A 20556-nucleotide genomic window follows, 5' to 3' on the forward strand; every position below is an offset into this window, starting at 1 on the left:
ACGTCCTTTCGGTCAGGTCCCACCCGTGCCGGTCATGACCCGTACACGAACCAACTATCTCGTGCTGGCGGTCATGACCATTGCCGTGGGGTTGATCGTGCACTTGCGGGGTGCCGTGCTCGGACCGGTCCTGCGTGATGTCGCGGGCGATGCGTTGTGGGCGGTCATGATCACGTGGTGGGTGAGTGCATTGGTGCCCTCCGTACGGCTCGCCGTGCGGGGGGCGGTCGCCTATACGATCTGCCTGGGTGTCGAAGTGAGTCAGTTGTATCACGCGCCGACGATCGACGCGGTGCGGGCGACCCTCCCCGGCAGACTCGTGCTGGGGAGTGGATTCGATCCGCGCGATCTGCTGGCGTATGCGGTAGGTGTGATCGGAGCGGTGTTGCTCGACAGTTGTTTCAATGAGGGCCGATAGTTCATCGCATCGGCTGCCGCACGATCGTCTTCCACTGCGCCGGTGCCGCCTTGCGGATGTCGCTGAGATAGATCTCATGATGCTTGCCCGTGAGCTGGCATCCGGCGGCCTCGATGAACGCATGCACCCGCGCGATGGTCGGCCCTTCTTCGGAAAAAGGACCGCGATGCAGGATCTGCGCCGCGCGGCCTTCGTGGAAAGACTCGAAACGGACCAGGGGAAGCGCCGCAGGGTTCTTCTTCCGTGCCACGTCCTGTGTGACGTCGTGCACGAGTGAGGCACTCACGAAGTCCGGCTGCATGATCATCATGGTCCACTGCCACTGCGTGCGATCCGCGGTGGTGAACACGGATAGATCGTCCGCCCACCAGAGCCCCTCGAGCGGCATCACGCCGTAGTCCACACCGCCCGCGCTCTTCTTCACCGCGAACTTGATGGTGTACGAGAGCGTGAACAGGGCTTCCAGCGCCTCGGTGTAGGCCGGGGACGTGTTGGGATCACCCTGTCCGTCGATCATCAGGAAATGCATCGGCGGCACATCGACCTCGACCACCTCCTGTGCGGAGGGAGCGTAGAGATGGCGCCACTCCTTCTTGAAGTCGAGCTTCGTCATGACGTTACCCCGTGTTGTCGCCTACAGTGTCGCTCCGCACACCCGGCAGTACTTCGCGTCCATATCGTGGCCGCCCGCACTGCAGGCCGGACAGGCCTGCGTGGACACGCCGTGCTGGAACCGGTTGGCCGTCAGTTCACTGGTGACGATGCCGGTGGGTACCGCGATGATGCCGTATCCCAGGATCATCACCAGCGACGCAATCATCTGACCGAGTGCCGTACGGGGCGCGATATCCCCATACCCCACGGTGGTCAGCGTCACCACGGCCCAGTACATCGACACCGGCAGACTGGTGAAGCCGTTTTCGGGGCCCTCCACCACGAACATGATCGACCCGACGATCACGATGATGGTGCCCACCGACAAGAGAAACACCGCGATCTTTCGCAGACTGGCGCGCAGCGCATGCGTGAGCCGCTCCGCTTCCGACAGAAAACGCGCCAGCTTGAGAATCCGGAAGATGCGGAGCAGACGCAGCACCCGCACCACCAGCAGCGCCTGGGCGCCCGGAATGAACAGGCCCAGCCAGGTTGGGAGGAGCGCCAGCAGATCGACGATGCCGAAAAAACTGGTGGCGTACCGCCATGGTTGCCGCACCGCCATCAGCCGCAGGACATACTCGAGTGTGAAGACCGCGGTCAATACCCATTCGAGCACCACCATCGCACTCTGTGTGCGCGGAGACAGATCGCGCATGGTCTCCATGCTCACCGTCAGGACGCTCACGACGATGAGGATCATCAGGGTCACATCGAAGGCCCGGCCGGCGAAGGTGTCGGCCTCGAAGATGATCTGATGCAGACGGGCGCGCCGGGAATCCTCCGGCGGTGGTGCTTCGGATGAGGGAGAAACGGGCATGTCCTACGATAGATCGAGCGCCTGGGCCCACTGATCGGCTTTGAATCCGAGCAGCAGACTCTCACCGGTATCGAGGATCGGTCGTTTGATGAGGTTTGTTTCAGCGAGCATCATCCGCTTGGCCCGACGCGCGTCGATCCCCACCTTCTCCTGCTCCGGCAGTTCCTTGAACGTGGTGGAGTTGCGGTTGAACACCTGCTCCCACCCCGCACGCGCGAACCAGTCGTCGATCACGGTGGGCGGAAGCGCTTCACGGCGATAGTCGAAGAAGGTATACGTCACCTGATTGGTGTCGAGCCACTTCATGGCCTTGCGCACCATGTCGCAGGACCTGAATCCGTACAGCTGCACAGCCACGGTCACTTCCGGGTCGAAAGGTGTCTGTCACGGCGACCCGCCGCCAATCGCGGGGCGTGTGCGGCGAGCAGATCGCTGCGGGAAATGATACCGATCACCCGCCTTGGCGTCGACCGCTCCACGACGGGCAACCGACCCACCCCTTCGGTCACCATGAGATCGGCCGCATCCCGCAAGGTGTTGTCGCCATACACCACGGCGGGTGGACGTCGGATGATGGTGCGTACCGTCTGTGTGCCGTCGCCGGCAAACAGATCGCGTCGCGTGACGACGCCGACCAGCAGCCCGTCGCCGTCGAGCACCGGGAATCCCTGATGCGAGGTGGCGGCGCCGGTGTCGAGGCGATCGAGCACCGTGCCCACCGATTCTTCCGCGTCGAGCGCGACCACCTGCCGACTGGCGGCATCACGCGCCAGCACATGGGCGAGATGATCCGCCTGGTATTCCGTGCGCACCGCCGTGCCGCGCCGGGCGAGTTTTTCCGTCATGATGGAGTGCCGGCTCCACAACAGAGCCGCCAGATATCCGGCCGTGCAGCCGGCGAGCAATGGCAGCAGTCCCACCGGCTGGCGTGTGGTCTCGAACGCGAACACGATGGACGCGAGCAGCGCATGGGATGCGCCGGCAAACGTGGCCGCCATCCCCACGAGCGCCGACATGCGCGCGTCGAGTCCCCAGGAGGGAACGAGTCTGGCCAGCCCTGCACCGGCGAGCGCGCCGACACCACCGCCGATGGTGAAGAGCGGCGCCAGTGTTCCCCCGCTGGTGCCACTGCCCAGATAGAAAGACCAGGCCAGCAGTTTGAGTATCACGAGCACCACCAGCGCCCGGCCCGCGATATCGCCGGCCAGAATCTCCTCGATGTTCACGTACCCCACGCCGAGGATACGCGGTTCGATGAACCCGCAGATTCCGACGACCATCGCACCGAGGGCGGGCCACCACATCCAGTGCACGGGCAGGCGTTCGAACAGATCCTCGATCCGGTAGGTGAAGCGACTGATGCCGGCGGCCAGCACCCCGATAACCGCGCCCAGCAGCGCGTACACGGCCAGCGCTTTGCCGTTGGGTTGAGCAAACACGGGGACGGCGAAGACGGCACCCGTTCCCTCGAACGCGATGCGCACCGCCGCGGCGGTGGCCGATGCCAGCGCCACGGGGATGATCGAACGCGGACGGTATTCGAACAGCAGCAATTCGATGGCGAGCAACACCGCACTCACCGGACTGCCGAAGGTGGCCGACATGCCCGCGGCGGCGCCGGCGGCGAGCAGCACTTTGCGTTCGTCGGAGCTCATGGGGATGTGTTGTCCGACCAGCGATCCGATGGCTCCACCGGTGGCGATGATCGGCCCTTCCGCACCGAACGGTCCGCCGGTACCGATCGCCACCGCCGCCGAAACCGGTTTGAGAATCATCACCCGGGCCGGAATGCGACTCTCGCCGTACAACACCTTCTCCATGACCTCGGGAATGCCATGTCCCCGAATGGCGGCGGAGCCGTATCGGGCCATCACGCCGATGATCAGGGCACCGATGACGGGGATGACCAGTACCCAGGCGCCCACGTGGGCATCGACCGGTGAAACGAAACTGAAGCTGAAGCGCTGGAAGAACGCGATGTTGGTGATGAGGCCGATGAGCGCGACGAGGATGCGCGACACCAGTCCCGCCCCCAGCGCGATGAGAATGGCCAGCGCACAGATGACGATCGTGCGTCGGTCGACGGGCAGGTATTCGTCGGGGACCCGATGATCGGCGGTGACGAAGGGATCGGATGCCATGATTCAGCGACCGTCGTGTTCGTGGAACATGACGACGGTGCCGCGGTCGATGCCCGAGGCGTCGAGCCAGGCTTCGAGTGTGTCGGCCAGGGTGCGACGTTGTGCCGCCGGGAGGCGGGCAATGCCTTCCACGAGTTGTGTCTGTATGGTGGGGGGCGCCTTGCCCAGCAGTGTCCGCCCACGCGCCGTGATGACCAGCTCCACCCGCCGGGCATCACCGGCGGCGCGGGTGCGTTTCACGAGCGCCTGGTCGACCAGCCGCGTCACCACACCCGACACCGTGCTCTGATGGGTGAGCGTCAACTCCGCGAGATCGTTGACGCTCACCGGGTGTGTCTGTTCGGACAGCGTGCGCAACACGAAGAGCTGCGCCCCCGAGATGCCGGTGCCCGCTTCGACCGCCCGTGACGATCCGGCGAGTGCGCGCACGAGATGTCGCAGCGCATCGAGCGCGCGAGTCCCGTCGGAGCGTGTCCCCTGAGGGCGCACCGCATGCGGCTGTCCGATGGTCCGCGAATTTGTATTGGTACCCATACATCAATCTGCGTTCCTGACATCGAACCCGACAAGCGGATCCGATAATCGGATCTGAAAATCGGATCCGAGAATGGACCCGGGAATCGAAACGGACAGTCGGATGGATTGTGGGCGCAGATTATGTGTCCGCGTCGCAGAAAACCGATGGTCGACTCCGACCGGTTTGGGCAGGGCTGGTCATTTGAAGTAGATTCGGGGATCTCCGCAGGACCGACCAGCCGCTTTCGGCCGGTCGCCGGATGTCGATCCCCGCTCGCGATGTCACAGGAAACCGTCGTCTATCTGATCAACCTGCTCATCGGCGTCATTCTGGCCGGCGTGATGAGTCAGTACTGGCGTCTGGAGTCATCGGGACAGTCGTTGCATTTGTGGATCGTGGCGGCATGGACGCTCACGGCCGCGGATCTGCTGTTCGTGGCGCGTTCGATGCTGCCGCCGGATGCCGTGCCGCGCATGTTGCCCACGATCACCGTGACCTGTGGGCATGCGCTGCTGCTGCTGGCGGCGCAACGCAGTGCCGGACGGACGCTGCAGACCCGGTGGATCGGTGGTGTGGTGGCGGTGCATTTCCTCCTGCTGCTGGCACTGCGATCGATGCCGGCGTTGCGGGAATGGCGGGCCGTCTCCAACAGCATCATCTGGGGATCCCTGTCCGTGGCGGCCGCGCTCGTCCTCTGGAATTCGGGCCCCCGCCTGCGGGAGTTGATGCGGCTTCCGGCGCTGGTGATGGCGCTGCAGGGGGTCTTTCACGCCTCACGATCGCTGCTGGCCACCCATGCGGCCGTCGATGCCAATGCGGGACAGTTCGCGGCGGTGCAGGTCCTGGGCGACGTGGAGGTGAGCCTGTTCATGGTGGCGCTGTTCGTCGGCGTACTCGTGGCCTATCTCCGGCAGAGCAATGCCGATCTGCGCACCGCGCTCGACAACGTGCATCAGTTGTCGTCCATGCTGCCGCTGTGCGCGTGGTGCAAGAACGTGCGCGACGACGACGGCTACTGGCGGCGTATCGAGGAGTATCTGTCGGAGCATCAGGTCAACGTGACTCACGGCATGTGCGAGAGCTGCGCGGCGCAGCATTTCGGGGGCAGTCCGGCCGTCTGAACGCCGGGATTTGACAACGTATAAGTTTTGACTTATATGTTGACCATGCAACTCGCGCCTTCCGTCGCAGATAAGGTCTTCCAGGCCCTCGCCGATCCCAGTCGCCGGGCGATTTTTGAGTCGCTCACCCGCGGCGAGGCGGCCGTGAAGGATCTGACCGCCCGGTTCGATATCTCGCAGCCGGCCGTTTCCCAGCACCTGGCCGCGCTCAAGGACGCTGGTCTCGTCGAGGGACGGCGCGAGGGCCGTTGTGTGTACTACCGCGTGGAACCGCGCGGCCTCAAACCCCTCGTCGACTGGATCGCGCACTACCGCGCCTTCTGGACCGATCATGTGGATCGCCTCGAACGCCTGCTGGAGACCATGGACCAATGACTCTCGTCGATCGCACCGACCCTTCGCAGACGGACGCCATTGCCTTCGAGATCGAACTGGCACACGCGCCGGCCAAGGTCTGGCGCGCCCTCACCGATCCGGATCTGCTCACGCAGTGGCTGTTGCCCACGGTCGGACATCGTCTGCAGCCGGGCGCCGAATTCCAGTTCAAAACGCAGCCGCAACCGGGGTGGGATGGCGTGGTGAACTGCCGCTATCTCGAAATCGAACCGGAGAAGAAGATCAGCTGGGCGTGGGTGGTGGGTGACATCGACACGGTCGTGACGATCACCATGCAACCGGTCGCGTCGGGTACCCGGCTCGATATCGTGCAGGCGGGCTTCCGTCCCGATCAGAAGCAGAACTTCGGCGGCGCACGTTATGGCTGGAAGATGATGGGCACGAAGCTCATCGACGTCCTCGGCACCCTCGCATGAGTGTGAAGAAGGCCGCAACCGGCCGGAATCCGGTCCCGTCCGCATCTGCATCGACATCTGTGTCGGCGCATACGACGGGACATGCGACGGGACATGCGACGGGACATCCGGCCGACAGGCACGACACGATCCGCGTGCAGGGCGCGCGCGAGAACAATCTCAGGGACATCAGTGTCGAGCTCCCGAAACGGCGGCTGACCGTGTTCACGGGCGTATCGGGGTCGGGCAAGTCTTCGCTGGTGTTCGGCACCATCGCCGCCGAATCACAGCGACTCATCAACGAGACCTACAGCGCGTTCGTGCAGAACTTCATGCCGTCGCTGGGGCGCCCGGAAGTCGATGTGCTCGAGGGACTCACGACGGCCATCATCGTCGATCAGGAACGCCTGGGCGCGAATGCGCGCTCCACGGTGGGCACGGTCACCGATACCAATGCGATGCTGCGCATGCTCTTCAGCCGTCTGGGCAAGCCGCACATCGGACCCTCCAACGCGTTCTCGTTCAACATCCCGTCGGTGCGCGCGGTGGGGGCGATCACGGTGGAGAAGGGCGCACACCGGAAAACCGAGAAACGCGAGTTCACGCAGTTGGGGGGCATGTGCCCACGCTGCGAGGGCATGGGGTCGGTCACCGACATCGATCTGACGCAACTCTACGACGAGAACAAGTCGCTCGCCGATGGCGCGATCACGGTGCCGGGATACAACGCCGACGGATGGTACGTGCGCACGTTCACGTCGTCAGGTTTCCTGGATCCCGGCAAACCCATCCGCAAGTACACCAAGCGGGAGCTGCACGACTTTCTGCACAAGGAACCGACCAAGGTGAAGGTGGACAATCTCAACCTCACCTATGAAGGTCTGATTCCGCGTATCCAGAAGTCGTTTCTGTCCAAGGATGTGGAGGCGCTGCAGCCGCACATCCGCGCGTTCGTGGAACGGGCCGTCACCTTCACGGTGTGTCCAGACTGCAAGGGGACGCGTCTCAACGAGGCGGCGCGTTCGTCGAAGATCGGTGGCATCAACATCGCCGATGCCTGCGCCATGCAGATCAACGATCTGGCGGCGTGGGTGCGGGAACTGAAAGCCCCCGCCGTGGCACCGTTGGCCGCATCGCTGCAGCACACGCTCGATTCGTTCGTCGAGATCGGACTGGGCTATCTCAGTCTCGACCGGCCGTCGGGTACGCTTTCCGGAGGTGAAGCCCAGCGAACGAAGATGATCCGCCATCTCGGATCGTCGCTCACCGACGTGACGTACGTGTTCGACGAACCCACCGCCGGACTGCACCCGCACGACATCCAGCGCATGAACGAACTGCTGCTGCGTTTGCGGGACAAGGGCAACACCGTGCTGGTGGTGGAGCACAAGCCGGAAGTGATCGCCATCGCCGACCGGGTCGTCGATCTCGGTCCCGGTGCGGGCACGGCGGGGGGACAGGTGGTGTTCGAAGGCACGGTCGATGCGCTGCGGGAGAGCGACACGCTGACCGGTCGGCATCTGAACGATCGTGCGACGCTCAAATCGTCCGTGCGCAAACCCACGGGAACCCTGAAGGTGCGTGGCGCACGCACGCACAATCTGCGCAACGTCGACGTCGATATTCCGCTCGGTCTGCTGGTCGTGGTGACCGGTGTGGCCGGTTCGGGAAAAAGCTCGCTCATTCACGGATCGGTGAGCCCCCGCGAGGAGGTCGTGTCGGTGGATCAGACACCGATCAAGGGATCACGTCGCAGCAACCCGGCCACGTACACCGATCTGCTCGAGCCCATTCGCAAGGCGTTCGCGAAGGCCAATGGGGTGAAGCCCGCGCTGTTCAGCGCGAACTCGGAAGGCGCCTGCCCCTCCTGCAATGGCGCGGGGGTGATCTACACCGACCTCGGCATGATGGCCGGCGTGACCACGATCTGCGAAGATTGCGGCGGCAAACGTTTTCAGGCGTCGGTGCTGGAATACACGCTGGCCGGTCGGAACATCGCCGAGGTGCTCGACATGCCGGTCGACGAAGCGGTGCAGTTTTTCGGTGCCGGCGAAGCGAAGACACCGCCCGCGCATGCCATTCTTCAACGCATGGCCGACGTGGGGCTCGGGTATCTCCGGCTGGGACAGCCCCTCACGACCCTGTCGGGAGGAGAACGGCAGCGACTCAAGCTGGCCACGCACATGGGTACCGACGGCGGGATCTACGTGCTCGATGAACCCACCACGGGGCTGCATCTGGCCGATCTGCAACAGTTGCTGGCGTTGCTCGATCGTCTGGTGGATTCGGGCAAATCGGTGATCGTCATCGAACACAACCAGTCGGTCATGGCGCATGCCGACTGGATCATCGATCTCGGACCGGGAGCGGGGCACGACGGTGGCACGGTCGTCTTCGAGGGCACGCCGGCCGAGCTGGTGGGTACACGATCGACACTCACGGGTGAACATCTGGCGGCATTCGTGAAGAACGGATCCCGACGTGCACGGGCGTAGATGAGGCAGGAGGATCGACGATGAAGACGTGGAGCCTTGCGGGCGTCGCCGGATTGATGGGCGTTGTGGGCATGCCGCTGTCGGTGTCGGCACAACCGGACATGATGCCGGCGGCACTCGTGATGTCGCCGATGGTCGCGCCGGTGATGGGGCCTGTGGTGGCGCCATCCATGGCGTTGCCCATGACGCCGTCGCCGTCTGCCGACACGGTCGCCGTGGAAAAAGGCCAGCGGGCACGTCTGACGTTGCATGTGACCAGACCGGGCGGGTGTCTCACGGGACGGGTGGACCGGTTGGCCAATGACTCGCTCTGGCTGGCGTGTGAAAAGGTGCGCTCCGGGTACGCCCGGACGGCGGTCTCGCAGATCCAGATCAGCCAGGGATTTCCGGGCCGCGCCCGCCGGGGATGGATTGCCGGATTGATCGGGGGAGCCATTTCCGGGGTTCTCGTTTATCAGGCCATCGGCACGGATGGCTGCGACGATTGCACCCGGGCCGAGGCGCGTCAGATCCCGTCGTTGCTGGCGAGCGGCGCGGCCCTGCTGGGCGGCTACATCACGGCCGCGGTGGCCACCCGCGGCTGGCCGGAACGGTGGGTCGAGGGGCGGTTGGGCCAGACTCCCTGAGCACGGGATTGCCGGCCCCGGGATCTTTGCTTTATAATGCAAAGTACTTGTTTTATGGATTCCGTGACCCATCCCCCTCCCGAATTCCTCGATCTGCAGGCGGCGCTCGCCGGAGAGTATTCCCTCCAGCGTGAGCTGGGCCGCGGCGGGATGGGCATCGTGTATCTCGCGCGGGATGTGCACCTCGACCGGGACGTGGCGATCAAGGTGCTGCCACCGGCCATCGCGAGCGATGAGGGATCACGCCAGCGGTTTCTGCGCGAGGCCCGCATGGCGGCGGGGTTGTCCCATCCGCACATCGTCCCGATTCATCGGGTGGGCGAAGCCGGTGGGTTCGTCTTCTTCGTCATGACGTACGTGGCGGGAGAGACGCTGGGTGAACGACTCCGCACGCACGGCCCCCTGGCGCCCGATCACGCGAGACGGGTGTTGCGTGAAGTGGCGTGGGCGCTGGCGTATGCCCATGGCCGCGGCATCGTGCATCGTGATGTGAAGCCCGACAACATTCTGCTCGAGACGGGAACGGGACGGGCGCTCGTCACCGACTTCGGCATCGCGCAGCAGTCGGAGACACGACGCGTCGGCGAGGCGGGAGCGCTGTCGGATGCCGGTCTGATCATGGGCACGGCGCACTTCATGAGTCCGGAGCAGATCGCCAACACCGCCGTGGATGGTCGCAGTGACATCTACGCGCTCGGTGTGGTGGGTTATCTGGCTGTGAGCGGTCGTCTGCCTGTCGAGTCGGGCGCTCTGCCCGCCGTGCCGGGGCGTACGGCGATGGAGGCAATGCCGGGTGTCATGACCGTTGCGCCCGGCCTTCCGCTTGTGATGGCCGCGACCATCGATCGTTGTCTCGCGCGCGATCCGGCCGCGCGTTTTCAGGACGGTGAGGCGCTGGCGGCTGCGCTCGCCCCACCCACCGATGTGCGTCCGACACTCGCGCCGTCGTTACGCGCCTGGCTGAATGCGGGCAACCCCCTGCTCGTGCCGTATCTGGCGTGGGCGGGCGGATTCGGCGTGCTGACGACCGCGAATCTCATTGCCTGGGTGACGGGAAACCGGCCCGACGGTCCCCTGGACATCGTGGTCCTGGCGGTCATCACGGCGGCCCCGCTCCTGCCGGTGGTTGGTTATCACCTGTATCAGGCGCATCGTCAGTTTCGCGCAGGACATACACTCGGCGAGCTTCGCGCGGCGCTGGAGGTGGCCCGACGTGAACGGATGGAGGCCGACGCACTCACACGCGGCGAACCGGAACCGACTTCACACAAGAGGCTGCGCGTGGCGACGCTCGTGGCGGCCACCTGGCTCGCGGTCACGTTCGGATTGGTGGTCAGCGGCATCATTCACGAACGCTGGGTTCCTCCCGTGTTCTTCGTGGCGCCGGTGCTGACCACGCTGGTGCTGGGAGCCGTGAGCAATGCGCTGGACGTGCCGTTCGTTCCCGCGCGGTTCCGTTCGTGGTGGCAGGCGGGCATACGCGAGCGTCTCTGGAACAGCCGGGTGGGGCAGTGGTGGGCGCGCCGGCTGGGTGCGCCGGAGCGCGCATTGAATCCGGACGCCTTTCGTGCCACCGAAGTGGCTCTCGGTGTGGCGGCGGGCGATCTGTTTGCGGCATTGCCGGCCGCCTATCGGGCCGAACTGCACGAATTGCCGGCCATGGTGGAGATGCTGGAAGCCCGGGCGGCCGCTGCGCGGGCGGAGATGGATGTGATCGCCGCGCTGTCGGCATCCGCGCCACAGGAAGCCGATGTCCTGGCCGCACGCCGGCAGGCCGCTGGCGCGCAGTTGCGGGAAAGTGTCGCGGCACTGGAAGGCATTCGCCTCGACCTGCTACGACTGCATGCCGGCACGAGCGATCTGGCGCCGCTCACGACGCTCATCGATGCGGCTCGGCTGCTGGGCGAAGACGTGCAGCGACTCGCCGATGCGCGGCGGGAGGTGGATGTCCTGATGCGGGTGTCTTCGTAACGGAGTCCGCGCTTTTCCCTTCACCTCCCATCACCGTGCCCGGTGATGGAGTTCCGATGTAGAATTGCAGCATGATCGAATTGCGACGGCGGTTCCGGTGCTTCGCGCGGGTGTTTGCAGGGGCCTTCGTGAGTGCCGCGGTACTCACATGCATGCTTCCCCGGTCGATGCCGGCGCAGGCGACGACCGGAACGGGCCCGCGGGAATTGCTCGGGACATTCCGCGATGACTACGGCAACGCGTTCCGTATCACCGATACGCTGTTCGAGCATCTGCCGCGCACGAAGTACCACATCGTGGAGTGGCATGTGGCCGAACGCTTCCTCATCGCACGGAACGATGCCGGCAATGTGCAGGACGGCCTGTTGTGGACGCGCATCGACTGGATGCCTTTCGACGGCATGGCGCCGTACACGTGGGGATTCTGTCTGACCGCCTACACGGCTGCCTCGGCGGATGCGGCGCGCGCGACCCCGGCGGCGAAACGGGAGACTCCACGCACGGGATGTGGCGGGTATCCCTTCTCCCGCATGCGTCCCGTGCCCGCGGATTCCGTGGCCCGGCCGGGGAAGGAGTTGCGCTGATGGATGTGATGGCCGCGGTCGTGACGTTGTTTCTCGTGATGGATCCCCTCGGGAACGTGCCCATGTTCCTGTCGGTGCTGAAGACGGTGGATCCCAAACGCCGTCGTCGGGTGCTGGTGCGTGAGATTGCCTTTGCCTACGCCGTCCTGGTGATCTTCGCACTGCTCGGGCGGTCGTTACTCGATTTTCTGGGACTGCAACCGGAGGCCGTGGGGATCGCCGGCGGCATCGTGCTCTTTCTCATCGCGTTGCGCATGATCTTCCCCGATCATGGCGCGGCGTCGGGTGATGGGCTCGAAGGGGAACCCTTCATCGTGCCGCTGGCCATTCCACTCGTGGCCGGTCCATCGACCCTGGCCACGCTGCTTCTGCTCGAGAGCGCGGCCGGAGCATCGCTGGGTTTGCTCATGCTGGCCATGACGATCGCCTGGGCATTGAGCGCGCTCATTCTGCTGTCGTCCACATCGCTCTTCCGCATGCTCGGTGAACGTGGACTCATCGCCATGGAGCGGCTGATGGGGATGCTGCTGGTCATGGTGGCCGTGCAGATGTTGTTGAACGGTCTGCGGACCTCACTCAAGGCGGGATGACCCCGGCGATGGCCACATCCAGAGAGTTCATGGATTTTGTGCACGAGCGCATCGGTCTCGGTGCGCGTGTCACGAGTCGCCGGATGTTCGGCGAGTACGCGGTCTATCTCGATGGCAAGGTGCTGCTGTTCGTCTGCGACAACTGTGTCTTCCTGAAACCCACGACGGCGGCCGAACCGCTGGTGCACCATCTGCCGCAAGGTGCGCCCTATCCGGGCGCAAAAGCATACCGGATCCTCGACGAATTGCTCGAGGATCCGGTGCGTTTGCAGGAAGTGCTTCAGGTGACGGCGGATGCACTGCCGATGCCGAAGCCCAGAACCGCGAAGAAAAAATCGAAGTGAGCCGGGAATCAGAGGTGAGTCAGACGTGGATCGCGTGTGACTCACCTCTGATTCAGAGGTCGCTCACGGCCACCAGCCCAGCGTCTGCAGGCGGCTGATGAGACCCGGCGACGGATTGGCGCGGCCGGCCAGCATGCGCATTTTCGTCCGGATCGGGATGGCGCCCGACAACACCCCCTGCTGGAGGCGGTTGGACGCGTTCGAGGGCAGGCGCCGTGTCTTGGCGAAGAGGATCTTGCGATTGCGGGGGCCGAGCACGTCCTCGATATCGGCGACCGCATCGTCGCAGAAGGTCTTGAGCGCCAGGTTGCTGGCGGCCGTGTTGGCGAGCAATCGTCCACCCCACTGGTCGACGCCTTCGAGATCGCCAATGGTCTGCTGGTAATTCCGGAACATCCCCATGGCTTCGTACGCGTCGAGCCCGATGGGCTTGAGCGTGTTCTGATTGCCATGGAATGCGAGCAGCACGTTGCCGGCATTGACCAGCACCCGATGACCGTCGACGCCGCCGTTGGGCGAGAACCGATCGTTGTTGCCGTTCCAGAGGTCGGCGGCGATGATGCGTCCCAGGGATTCCAGTCCATCGTGTGCAGACAACGCCGCGGCGATGGAACGCACGTCGGTCTTGTTGCCGTTGGCCGCCCGCTGCTGCGCGTCCTCGATGCTGACGATGCCTTCGGCCTTGGCCATCTTGTACCACATGCCGTTGGCTTCGAGCATGTCGCCGAGGTATTTCACGTCGGGCGGCAATGGCTGCATGGTGACTTCGGAGATGTACTTCTTGGTTTCGAAGTAACTCTGGACGGCCTGGACCTCGAGGTACGTGAGGGTCTTGCCGGCACCGGCGGGGCTGGCGGTCTTCGCGACCTTCAGCGCCATCTTCATGTTGTGCGGATCGCTGGCGTGGACCTGCACCTCGTTCTTGAGGACGACGGTGCTGTTGTCTGTGGCCGTGGCGAGGAAGACGGGGCGGCCGGGCGAGATGCCGACGATGTTCAACAGGTGCCGCTCATCGAGCGGACGATCGATTCCGAATAGGGGCATGATCCAACGTACGGTCCCGAAAGCGGCGCCGCCAACGTGGCGTGGAATAAGTTTCCGGCCCACTCGCCCGATACGCTTGTGCAGTGGGCCGGAAACGCTAGTGTGGAGGACCCCCGACCTCCAGGAGCCCTGAGATGACTCTGGTTTCATACGACCCGTCCCGTTGGAGCATCGCCCGCCTGACTGCCTCGGACTGGTCCACGAAGTTACTGCTGAGTACGGCTGCGGTGGTCGGGTTGGGGCTGGTCGTCGGAACCAGGCCGGCCGGAGCGCAGGCGCCCGCCGATCGGATTACGGCGCAGCGCATCCTGACCATTCCCGCCTCGGCGCCTGGTCGGTCGCTGGAGATCGGGGAGATCACGAGCGCGGTGCGGCTCGCCAATGGCGTCGTCGCCGTGGCCGACAACGGGTCCCGTCAGGTGCACTTCTTCGATGCGGCGGGGCGTCCGCAACGTTCGATCGGACGCGATGGGGAAGGGCCGGGGGAGTTTCGCGCGCTCCGCTGGATCGGTGCGTGCGGCGGGAACGAAGTGGTCGTGCACGATTACATGATCAATCGACTCACGTTCGTGCAGATGAACGGCAACACAACGACGGTTCCCGCCGTGCGTGTCCGGACGCCTGCGGTGATCGCGAGCACGATTTTGCAGTGTGATACACTCGGACGGATGGCGATGGTCGTGCCGACGAGTGACCGCAAGTCCGCCGGTCCCGCCAGCGGTACGATCCAGTTGTTCGATCATGATGGCGCATCGCTGGGCAAGCTCGGGCCGATGTTCGTCGACGAAGGCAGACCACTGGGTGCGTCGATCAAACTGGCACTTGGCGACGGAGGCGTGTACTACGGCGCTGGAGACAGTGCCTTCGTCACGAAGTACGACTTCTTCAGGAAGCGCACCTCGGCATTCGATGTCCTGCTCCCATCGCGCGCCCCCACGCAGGCCAATCGGGATGCGGCCATCGAGTACTGGGCCACGTCGATCCGCGGTACGGAGCGCGATTACGAGATGGCGCGGACGATGCTGCGTCGTTTGCCGCCCGTGACCACGGTGCCGTTCTACAGTGGTCTTTTCTTCGACCAGACGGAGCAGGCGTTGTGGCTGCAGACCTCCGTGCTCGGCGATGCCAACACCGTACTCCAGCGTTACACGCCCCAGGGGAAGCCGCTGGGCCAGCTTCTGCTGCCGTCGAACCTGCAGGTCTTTCAGATCGGCAATGGGCACCTCGTGGCCCGTGTGAGCGATAGGGGTTCCGGTGAGGAAGCACTGGTGGTGTATCGCATCGCACCCGTGAAGTGAGTGCTCTCTCCGTGCGCGTCAGCGGTATACCTCAGGTGCTGGTGGTCTGATTGTCAGTCGCCGCGTGTTCTTCAGCGTGTTCGTCACTGACCAGCTCCTCCCACTGCATCATGCCGCCGGTCAGTGAAAACACCCGGGTGAATCCCGCCGCCTCGAGCTGACGCGCCGCCCGTGCGCTGCGCACGCCACTCTTGCACACCAGCACCAATGGACGATCCTGCGGCAATGTCGGCAGTGCTTCCTGGAGTCTCGCCATCGGGATGAGACGGGCTCCCGCGATAACGCCCTGCGCGGTCTCCGCTGGTTCACGTACATCGACGAGTGCGAACGGCTCCCGGTGTGCCTGCCATGTGCGCAGCGTGGCCGGCGCAATCTCTCTGGCCCGCGCGTCCGGCAGCGCATGCAGTCCCGGTGTGCCGCAGAACTGGTCGTAATCGATGAGCGCGGTGAGCGTCCTGGCGCCGCAGGCCGGGCACGCCGGATCGCGGGCGATCGTCACGGAGCGGAACTGCATGGTGAATGCGTCGATCATCAGGAGCCGGCCTGCCAGTGACGTGCCGATTCCCGTCAGCACCTTGATGGCCTCCGTCGCCTGGATGGTGCCAACCAGGCCGGGCAACACGCCCAGCACGCCGCCCTCGGCGCAATTCGGCACCATCTCCGGCGGTGGCGGCTCCGGGTGGAGACAGCGATAGCAGGGACCGTCCGGCATGGCGAAGACCGATGCCTGTCCATCGAAGCGGAACACCGACCCGTGCACATTGGGTTTGCCGAGCAACACGCAGGCGTCGTTCACGAGATAGCGTGTCGCGAAGTTGTCGGTGCCGTCGATGACCAGATCGTATCCGGCAATGATCTCCAGGGCGTTGGTGGAGGTGAGCCAGCAGTCGTGCGTCACCACCTGCACCAGCGGATTGATCTGCTGCAGGCGGTCCCGCGCGGAAGCGAGCTTGTCGCGCCCGATGTCCTGCGTGCCGTGCAGCAACTGCCGATGGAGATTGGTGACGTCCACGACATCGTGGTCCACGAGGCCGATGGTTCCGACACCGGCGGCCGCGAGATGGAGGGCGGCCGGCGAGCCGAGCCCGCCGGCCCCCACGATCAGCACGCGCGACGCTTTCAGGCGCTGTTGACCCGGAACACCGAACGACGGCAGCACGAGCTGGCGCCGGTAGCGGTCGCGTTCCTCCTGTGAGAGTGGAGGCAGCGGCGGCGGGTGCTGCGGAGACGGGGTCAACGGCGGTTCTTGGAGAATGTGCGCGTATATGGAGCGACCCCTGTAGTCTAGCGATTCACCCCCCCTCACGGTGGAGGACCCACTCCGGCAACCGATCCATCGTCGGCGAAGAACCACCGGGGCCAGCGCTGGGGATCGGATGGCAGTTCGTAGGCCATGATCATCTTCGCGATCTCGGGCATCACGCTGGCCTGCAGAGGCGTCAGAATACCTCGCACGATATCACGCTGCGCCCAGAACCGTCGCTGATAGGCCAGTTCGACGGCTCTGATATCCGCGAGAACGGCCGGAGCGTCGAACGAGGCGGGCAATGCCGCGAGACGGGCCGCCAGCGGTTGAAAGAGCGCGCGGGCCTCGCGTTGATACACGGAGTCGGCTTCACGCAGACGATCGATCTGATCCCGCTGCAGGAACAACGTGTCTGCGAAGGACAGCAAAAGCCGATGCAGGCTCGAGACCTGGCGCATCTGGACACGTTCCATGTCCGCGACCGTGGGCTGTTCCCATCGACCATTGCGGCGTACCGGCTCCAGCGTGCGCGCCAGGCGCTGCTCGGCGAGCGGCCTGGTGAGATCGATGGTGAAGTCGAGCGTGATCCGGAATGGATTGCGGGACATGGCCCGCGTTGAGCGCATGCCTCCGAACCCCGGATTGACGGCATACAGAAATCGCCTGGCGACAGGATCGAATCCACGGGGGATGAGCAACACCGGATCCACCGGTGTCGTATTGCCCCATCCGTGGGGATGGTTGCCGTGCAGCAGCAGATCCAATCCGCCGGCCAGATTCTCGATATTCACGGCGGCACGCAATCGGCGACCGCCAAACGCCGGAGGCACCGTGAAGTCGAACCGGGCATTGGTCGTGATGGTCCATGGCCCCGAACAACTCTGTCGGGCGGCCACGGTCTCCCACTGGGAGGCGAGGCATCGTCCGATGCGGTCCGTCGTGGCCAGCAGCCCGTGCATCGACGCGGCCCGCTGGGCATCGGCATCACGGGAGGGATCGAAGATGTATGCCCGATCGCCGGTCACCCCATCACCATCGATGTCGCCTTGCACGATGGGCGTGAAGGGCAGTCCGGACTGCAGGCGCCCGAAGAGCGTGAACGTTCCCCGTTGTTGCGGCAGTGTATATCCCGCCTGCAGCAGAACGACATGACGGGAATCATTCGCGCCGCGGGCCCATTCCACCCGCATGGGATCGCCGGCATTGCCTCCGTCCATGCCCCGATACTGCTGACGCACGCGTTGGATGGTCCACGTGGCCGAATAGAACTGCGATCGCCACCGGAAAATGTCCGAGGTCAGGCCAAGGGAAAGCTGGGCCGCCTCCGAGCGGAGATCGCTGCGCAGTTCCCGCAGGCTGCCGTAGCGCGGGTCGCGTCGGCTCGATGTCGGGGAAACTGCTCCGGATCTGGTGTCGATGGCACCAGTCGGAACGAACAGCATGCGATGCTCGTCGGTGAGCAGCATTCCGCCGGCCGTCGTGAAATTCCGGTCCACGACTCCCGGCAGCGCGAGATTCATGGCTCCCATGGCTTCGACACGCACCAGAAAAGAATGCACGTTGCGGGAGTAGTTCACATAGCTGCGCCAGGCCCTGGGAGCATCGTAGGAGGGAGACAGAAAGCGCACGTCCGCGGCACGCTGCGACAGGACCGGATCGTCGCCGAGGCAATGGTCCGGGGTGGTCATCGGCGAGGCGAGCAGCGTTTCCCAGTTCGGTATCGGTGTTGCGGCGCCCACGCAGACGAGTGATCGGGCCCGGCTGTCCGGGCCGGCTCCCATACCGGCGGCGGTAACGACCGACGCATCGAAGAGGTCACGGAACTCGCCGATCCCCGCCCGGAGTATGCCCATGGACGGGCGTACCACGGTGCCGTAGTTCGCGAACATCTGTGCGCTGCGGACGTCGCCGCCGCCGAGTTGCCAGGTGAGACCAAGACGTGGACTGAGGTGCACACGTGCCGGTGAGAGGTCGGTCCGTATGCGTGTGACCGGTTGTGCATCACCATCGACCGATTCCATCAATTCGATGGAAGGGGAAGTGATGCGTCCAAAGGTGTTCCCCTCGATCCGGACTCCCGAGAGCACCTGCAGGGTGGAGCTGGCACGCCATTGATGGGCAAGCGCCATCGCGCCGTTCCATGCCGTGCCCATTCGTGGCCGTGGCTCGATCGTGCGCGTGAACAGTGTCGGACGGTCGTTGGCAAAATCATCGATCGAAGCGAATCGCCATGTTCCCCAGCGGTCCCGCACACCGGCATCATGTCGTTGATCTCCCCGCCCCCAGACGATGGCCCGGAATCGGTGAGCTGGCGTGCTTCCTGCCCACGCCCACTCACTGGCTCCCTCGACAGTCTGTTGCCGGTTTTCCGGTACATCGAAGGGCGAACCGCCCAGTACGGCCACCGTGCCATCGATGCTGCTGGCGCCCACCACGGCGGTCGGAAGCGCGATGCGTGGAGTGCCGATCGTCGTCGCCCGACTGAACGCCAATCGGTTTTCATTGAACCAGGCGCGTCGCATGCCGGTGTGTTGATGCAGCAACTGCACACTGGCTGTCTGATCGGTGAGATCGCTGGCACTGGTCGGAGCGAACTGGGGAGACGTGCCGACCCCACGTTGCGTCCGACGATTGAGGAAGGTGGTCAGCGCCAGGACACGGGCCGTGTCGCGCGTGTCGTCGAAGCGGCCCAGGAGGCTCCAGGTCTCGCTGGTGCTGGTGAATGAAGCACCGGCAGGAAGTCCTGCCGCATCGGATGCGGCGCGCAGCGCCGAGACACTGTCGCCGGAGAGACCGGCAAATGCGAGCGTGCCGGCATCCGCCGTCGTGAGTGATGCGGGCGAGCTGGCCCGCCGGGCAAAATCGATGCTCACGTTGTAGGTGAGCGCGCGGCGAATGGCCTCACCATCGGCTGCTGCCGACAGACGGACACCCGTGGCGGTTGCACCGGTCGCCCTGCCGATGGCGTCGGCATGCTGAAGGAAGCGGGGATCCAGCGTACTCCATGCGCGTCGCCGTTGCTGATCCCGATTGCCGGCTGCGAGTCGGAGATCGAATTGACCGCCGGCAAAACCGCCACGCGTTGCATCCATGGTGCCCGCCGAGAATCGCGCGTCGATGGGAGCACCACGGGGCAATTGGCCAGCCGGCAACGCCATGCCATTGAGAGTCGTCATGGTCGATCCCGATGAGGCTCCGAGCAGTGACGCCCCGTCGGTGCTCATGACGAGCCCCGGCACCGTGCCCAGCATGGCGCCGATATCACCACGCGCCGTTGGTGACAAGGTGGCGTTCACGCCGTCGACCCATCGGTCGGAGGCGCCGACTTCCTCCGCTCCGAGGTGAATGCCGTTGTCCGGGCGTCGCCTGGCGCCCGCTTGCACACGCACCGTTTCCAGCGTGGCCGCACCCATGCGCCGGAGCGTCAGATCCACGATGAACTCGCGCTCCGTCGTGGTCCGTTGCACACGCTGTCGTGCACTGAGATAGCCGGGAGCCGAGGCAAACACGAGATAGTCACCGGTTCCCTCGTCGAACTGCACACGCCATTGCCCCGACGAATCGGTGAGGGTTTGCTGGACCGACCGATCGCTGCCGCGTGTCACGAAGATGCTGGCACCGGCGATGGCACGCGCGGAATCATCACGCACACGTCCCCGCAGCAGATCGGGGACGGACTGCGCATCAGCCGATGCCGCGCCGGGCAACAGGAAGAGCAGAAGAGTCAGATTACGGAGCATGCGGGGAGGGGAGGCATGGCCGGCAGACAAGGAACATTGCGGAGGTATCCGGGTAACCCGCACCCCGACTCATACCCTATCGATCGTCGTCGACAATGCAGAACAAAATGTGAACGCCGCCGTACTGGAAACGCTCTCTGGCGATTCCGGTACGGC

The 20556-nt window shown here is 64.7% G+C and carries 19 protein-coding genes; 11 read left to right on the forward strand and 8 right to left on the reverse strand.

Features of this window, described 5'->3' with window-relative positions:
• Positions 1-34: 34 nt before the first annotated feature.
• On the forward strand, positions 35-418 hold the full coding sequence (locus tag WG208_RS12935) for a DUF2809 domain-containing protein (protein WP_337171783.1): 384 nt from the start codon (positions 35-37) through the stop codon (positions 416-418).
• Position 419: 1 nt separating this feature from the next.
• Here the strand turns inward: WG208_RS12935 and WG208_RS12940 are convergent, their stop codons facing one another.
• Genes WG208_RS12940 through WG208_RS12960 form a run of 5 tightly spaced genes read right to left on the reverse strand, consistent with a single transcriptional unit; the run spans position 420 to position 4567 of the window.
• The gene (locus WG208_RS12940) at positions 420-1031 is read right to left on the reverse strand and encodes a GyrI-like domain-containing protein (protein WP_337171784.1); all 612 of its coding nucleotides are present in this window, start codon (positions 1029-1031) and stop codon (positions 420-422) included.
• 21 nt (positions 1032-1052) lie between these two features.
• A complete protein-coding gene (locus tag WG208_RS12945) occupies positions 1053-1892 on the reverse strand; it encodes an ion transporter (protein WP_337171785.1) in 840 nt (279 codons plus the stop codon).
• 3 nt (positions 1893-1895) lie between these two features.
• Positions 1896-2249 (reverse strand): Spx/MgsR family RNA polymerase-binding regulatory protein, encoded by a 354-nt coding sequence (locus WG208_RS12950; RefSeq protein ID WP_337171786.1) that lies wholly within the window; start codon positions 2247-2249, stop codon positions 1896-1898.
• Positions 2250-2251: 2 nt separating this feature from the next.
• A complete protein-coding gene (locus WG208_RS12955; RefSeq protein ID WP_337171787.1) occupies positions 2252-4033 on the reverse strand; it encodes a chloride channel protein in 1782 nt (593 codons plus the stop codon).
• A 3-nt stretch (positions 4034-4036) separates the two neighbouring features.
• A complete protein-coding gene (locus tag WG208_RS12960; RefSeq protein WP_337171788.1) occupies positions 4037-4567 on the reverse strand; it encodes a MarR family winged helix-turn-helix transcriptional regulator in 531 nt (176 codons plus the stop codon).
• A gap of 261 nt (positions 4568-4828) precedes the next feature.
• On the opposite strand from WG208_RS12960, the gene WG208_RS12965 reads away from it, so the two are divergent.
• The 9 genes from WG208_RS12965 to WG208_RS13005 all read left to right on the forward strand — a co-directional run bounded on the left by WG208_RS12965 (position 4829) and on the right by WG208_RS13005 (position 13072).
• Positions 4829-5671 (forward strand): hypothetical protein, encoded by an 843-nt coding sequence (locus WG208_RS12965; RefSeq protein WP_337171789.1) that lies wholly within the window; start codon positions 4829-4831, stop codon positions 5669-5671.
• A 45-nt stretch (positions 5672-5716) separates the two neighbouring features.
• A complete protein-coding gene (locus WG208_RS12970; RefSeq protein WP_337171790.1) occupies positions 5717-6046 on the forward strand; it encodes a metalloregulator ArsR/SmtB family transcription factor in 330 nt (109 codons plus the stop codon).
• The gene (locus WG208_RS12975) at positions 6043-6483 is read left to right on the forward strand and encodes an SRPBCC domain-containing protein (protein WP_337171791.1); all 441 of its coding nucleotides are present in this window, start codon (positions 6043-6045) and stop codon (positions 6481-6483) included. Before WG208_RS12970 ends, WG208_RS12975 begins: the two co-directional genes overlap by 4 nt.
• Before the next feature lie 59 nt (positions 6484-6542).
• Positions 6543-8957 (forward strand): excinuclease ABC subunit UvrA, encoded by a 2415-nt coding sequence (locus WG208_RS12980; protein ID WP_337171792.1) that lies wholly within the window; start codon positions 6543-6545, stop codon positions 8955-8957.
• A gap of 20 nt (positions 8958-8977) precedes the next feature.
• Positions 8978-9583 (forward strand): hypothetical protein, encoded by a 606-nt coding sequence (locus tag WG208_RS12985; protein WP_337171793.1) that lies wholly within the window; start codon positions 8978-8980, stop codon positions 9581-9583.
• A 63-nt stretch (positions 9584-9646) separates the two neighbouring features.
• Entirely contained in the window at positions 9647-11554 is a 1908-nt protein-coding gene (locus WG208_RS12990; protein WP_337171794.1) for a serine/threonine-protein kinase, read from the forward strand.
• A gap of 71 nt (positions 11555-11625) precedes the next feature.
• A complete protein-coding gene (locus WG208_RS12995; protein ID WP_337171795.1) occupies positions 11626-12138 on the forward strand; it encodes a hypothetical protein in 513 nt (170 codons plus the stop codon).
• Positions 12138-12728: a YhgN family NAAT transporter gene (locus tag WG208_RS13000; RefSeq protein WP_337171796.1), complete on the forward strand. Its 591-nt coding sequence runs from the start codon at positions 12138-12140 to the stop codon at positions 12726-12728. The genes WG208_RS12995 and WG208_RS13000 overlap by 1 nt, the downstream gene beginning before the upstream one ends.
• Before the next feature lie 8 nt (positions 12729-12736).
• Complete coding sequence (locus WG208_RS13005; protein ID WP_337171797.1) at positions 12737-13072, forward strand: TfoX/Sxy family protein; 336 nt, start codon at positions 12737-12739, stop codon at positions 13070-13072.
• A 63-nt stretch (positions 13073-13135) separates the two neighbouring features.
• On the opposite strand, the gene WG208_RS13010 is transcribed toward WG208_RS13005, so the two are convergent.
• Positions 13136-14116, reverse strand: a complete 981-nt coding sequence (locus WG208_RS13010) for a hypothetical protein (protein WP_337171798.1) — start codon at positions 14114-14116, stop codon at positions 13136-13138.
• 134 nt (positions 14117-14250) lie between these two features.
• Between WG208_RS13010 and WG208_RS13015 the strand changes: the two genes are divergently transcribed.
• On the forward strand, positions 14251-15414 hold the full coding sequence (locus WG208_RS13015; RefSeq protein WP_337171799.1) for a hypothetical protein: 1164 nt from the start codon (positions 14251-14253) through the stop codon (positions 15412-15414).
• A 31-nt stretch (positions 15415-15445) separates the two neighbouring features.
• Here WG208_RS13015 and moeB read toward each other — a convergent pair whose 3' ends face one another.
• The gene (gene moeB / locus WG208_RS13020) at positions 15446-16651 is read right to left on the reverse strand and encodes a molybdopterin-synthase adenylyltransferase MoeB (RefSeq protein ID WP_337171800.1); all 1206 of its coding nucleotides are present in this window, start codon (positions 16649-16651) and stop codon (positions 15446-15448) included.
• Between the two features lie 65 nt (positions 16652-16716).
• Positions 16717-20400, reverse strand: a complete 3684-nt coding sequence (locus tag WG208_RS13025) for a carboxypeptidase regulatory-like domain-containing protein (RefSeq protein ID WP_337171801.1) — start codon at positions 20398-20400, stop codon at positions 16717-16719.
• Positions 20401-20556 lie beyond the last annotated feature (156 nt).

Origin of the sequence: Gemmatimonas aurantiaca (assembly GCF_037190085.1) — a bacterium.
GTDB classification, from domain to species: Bacteria; Gemmatimonadota; Gemmatimonadetes; order Gemmatimonadales; family Gemmatimonadaceae; genus Gemmatimonas; species Gemmatimonas aurantiaca_A.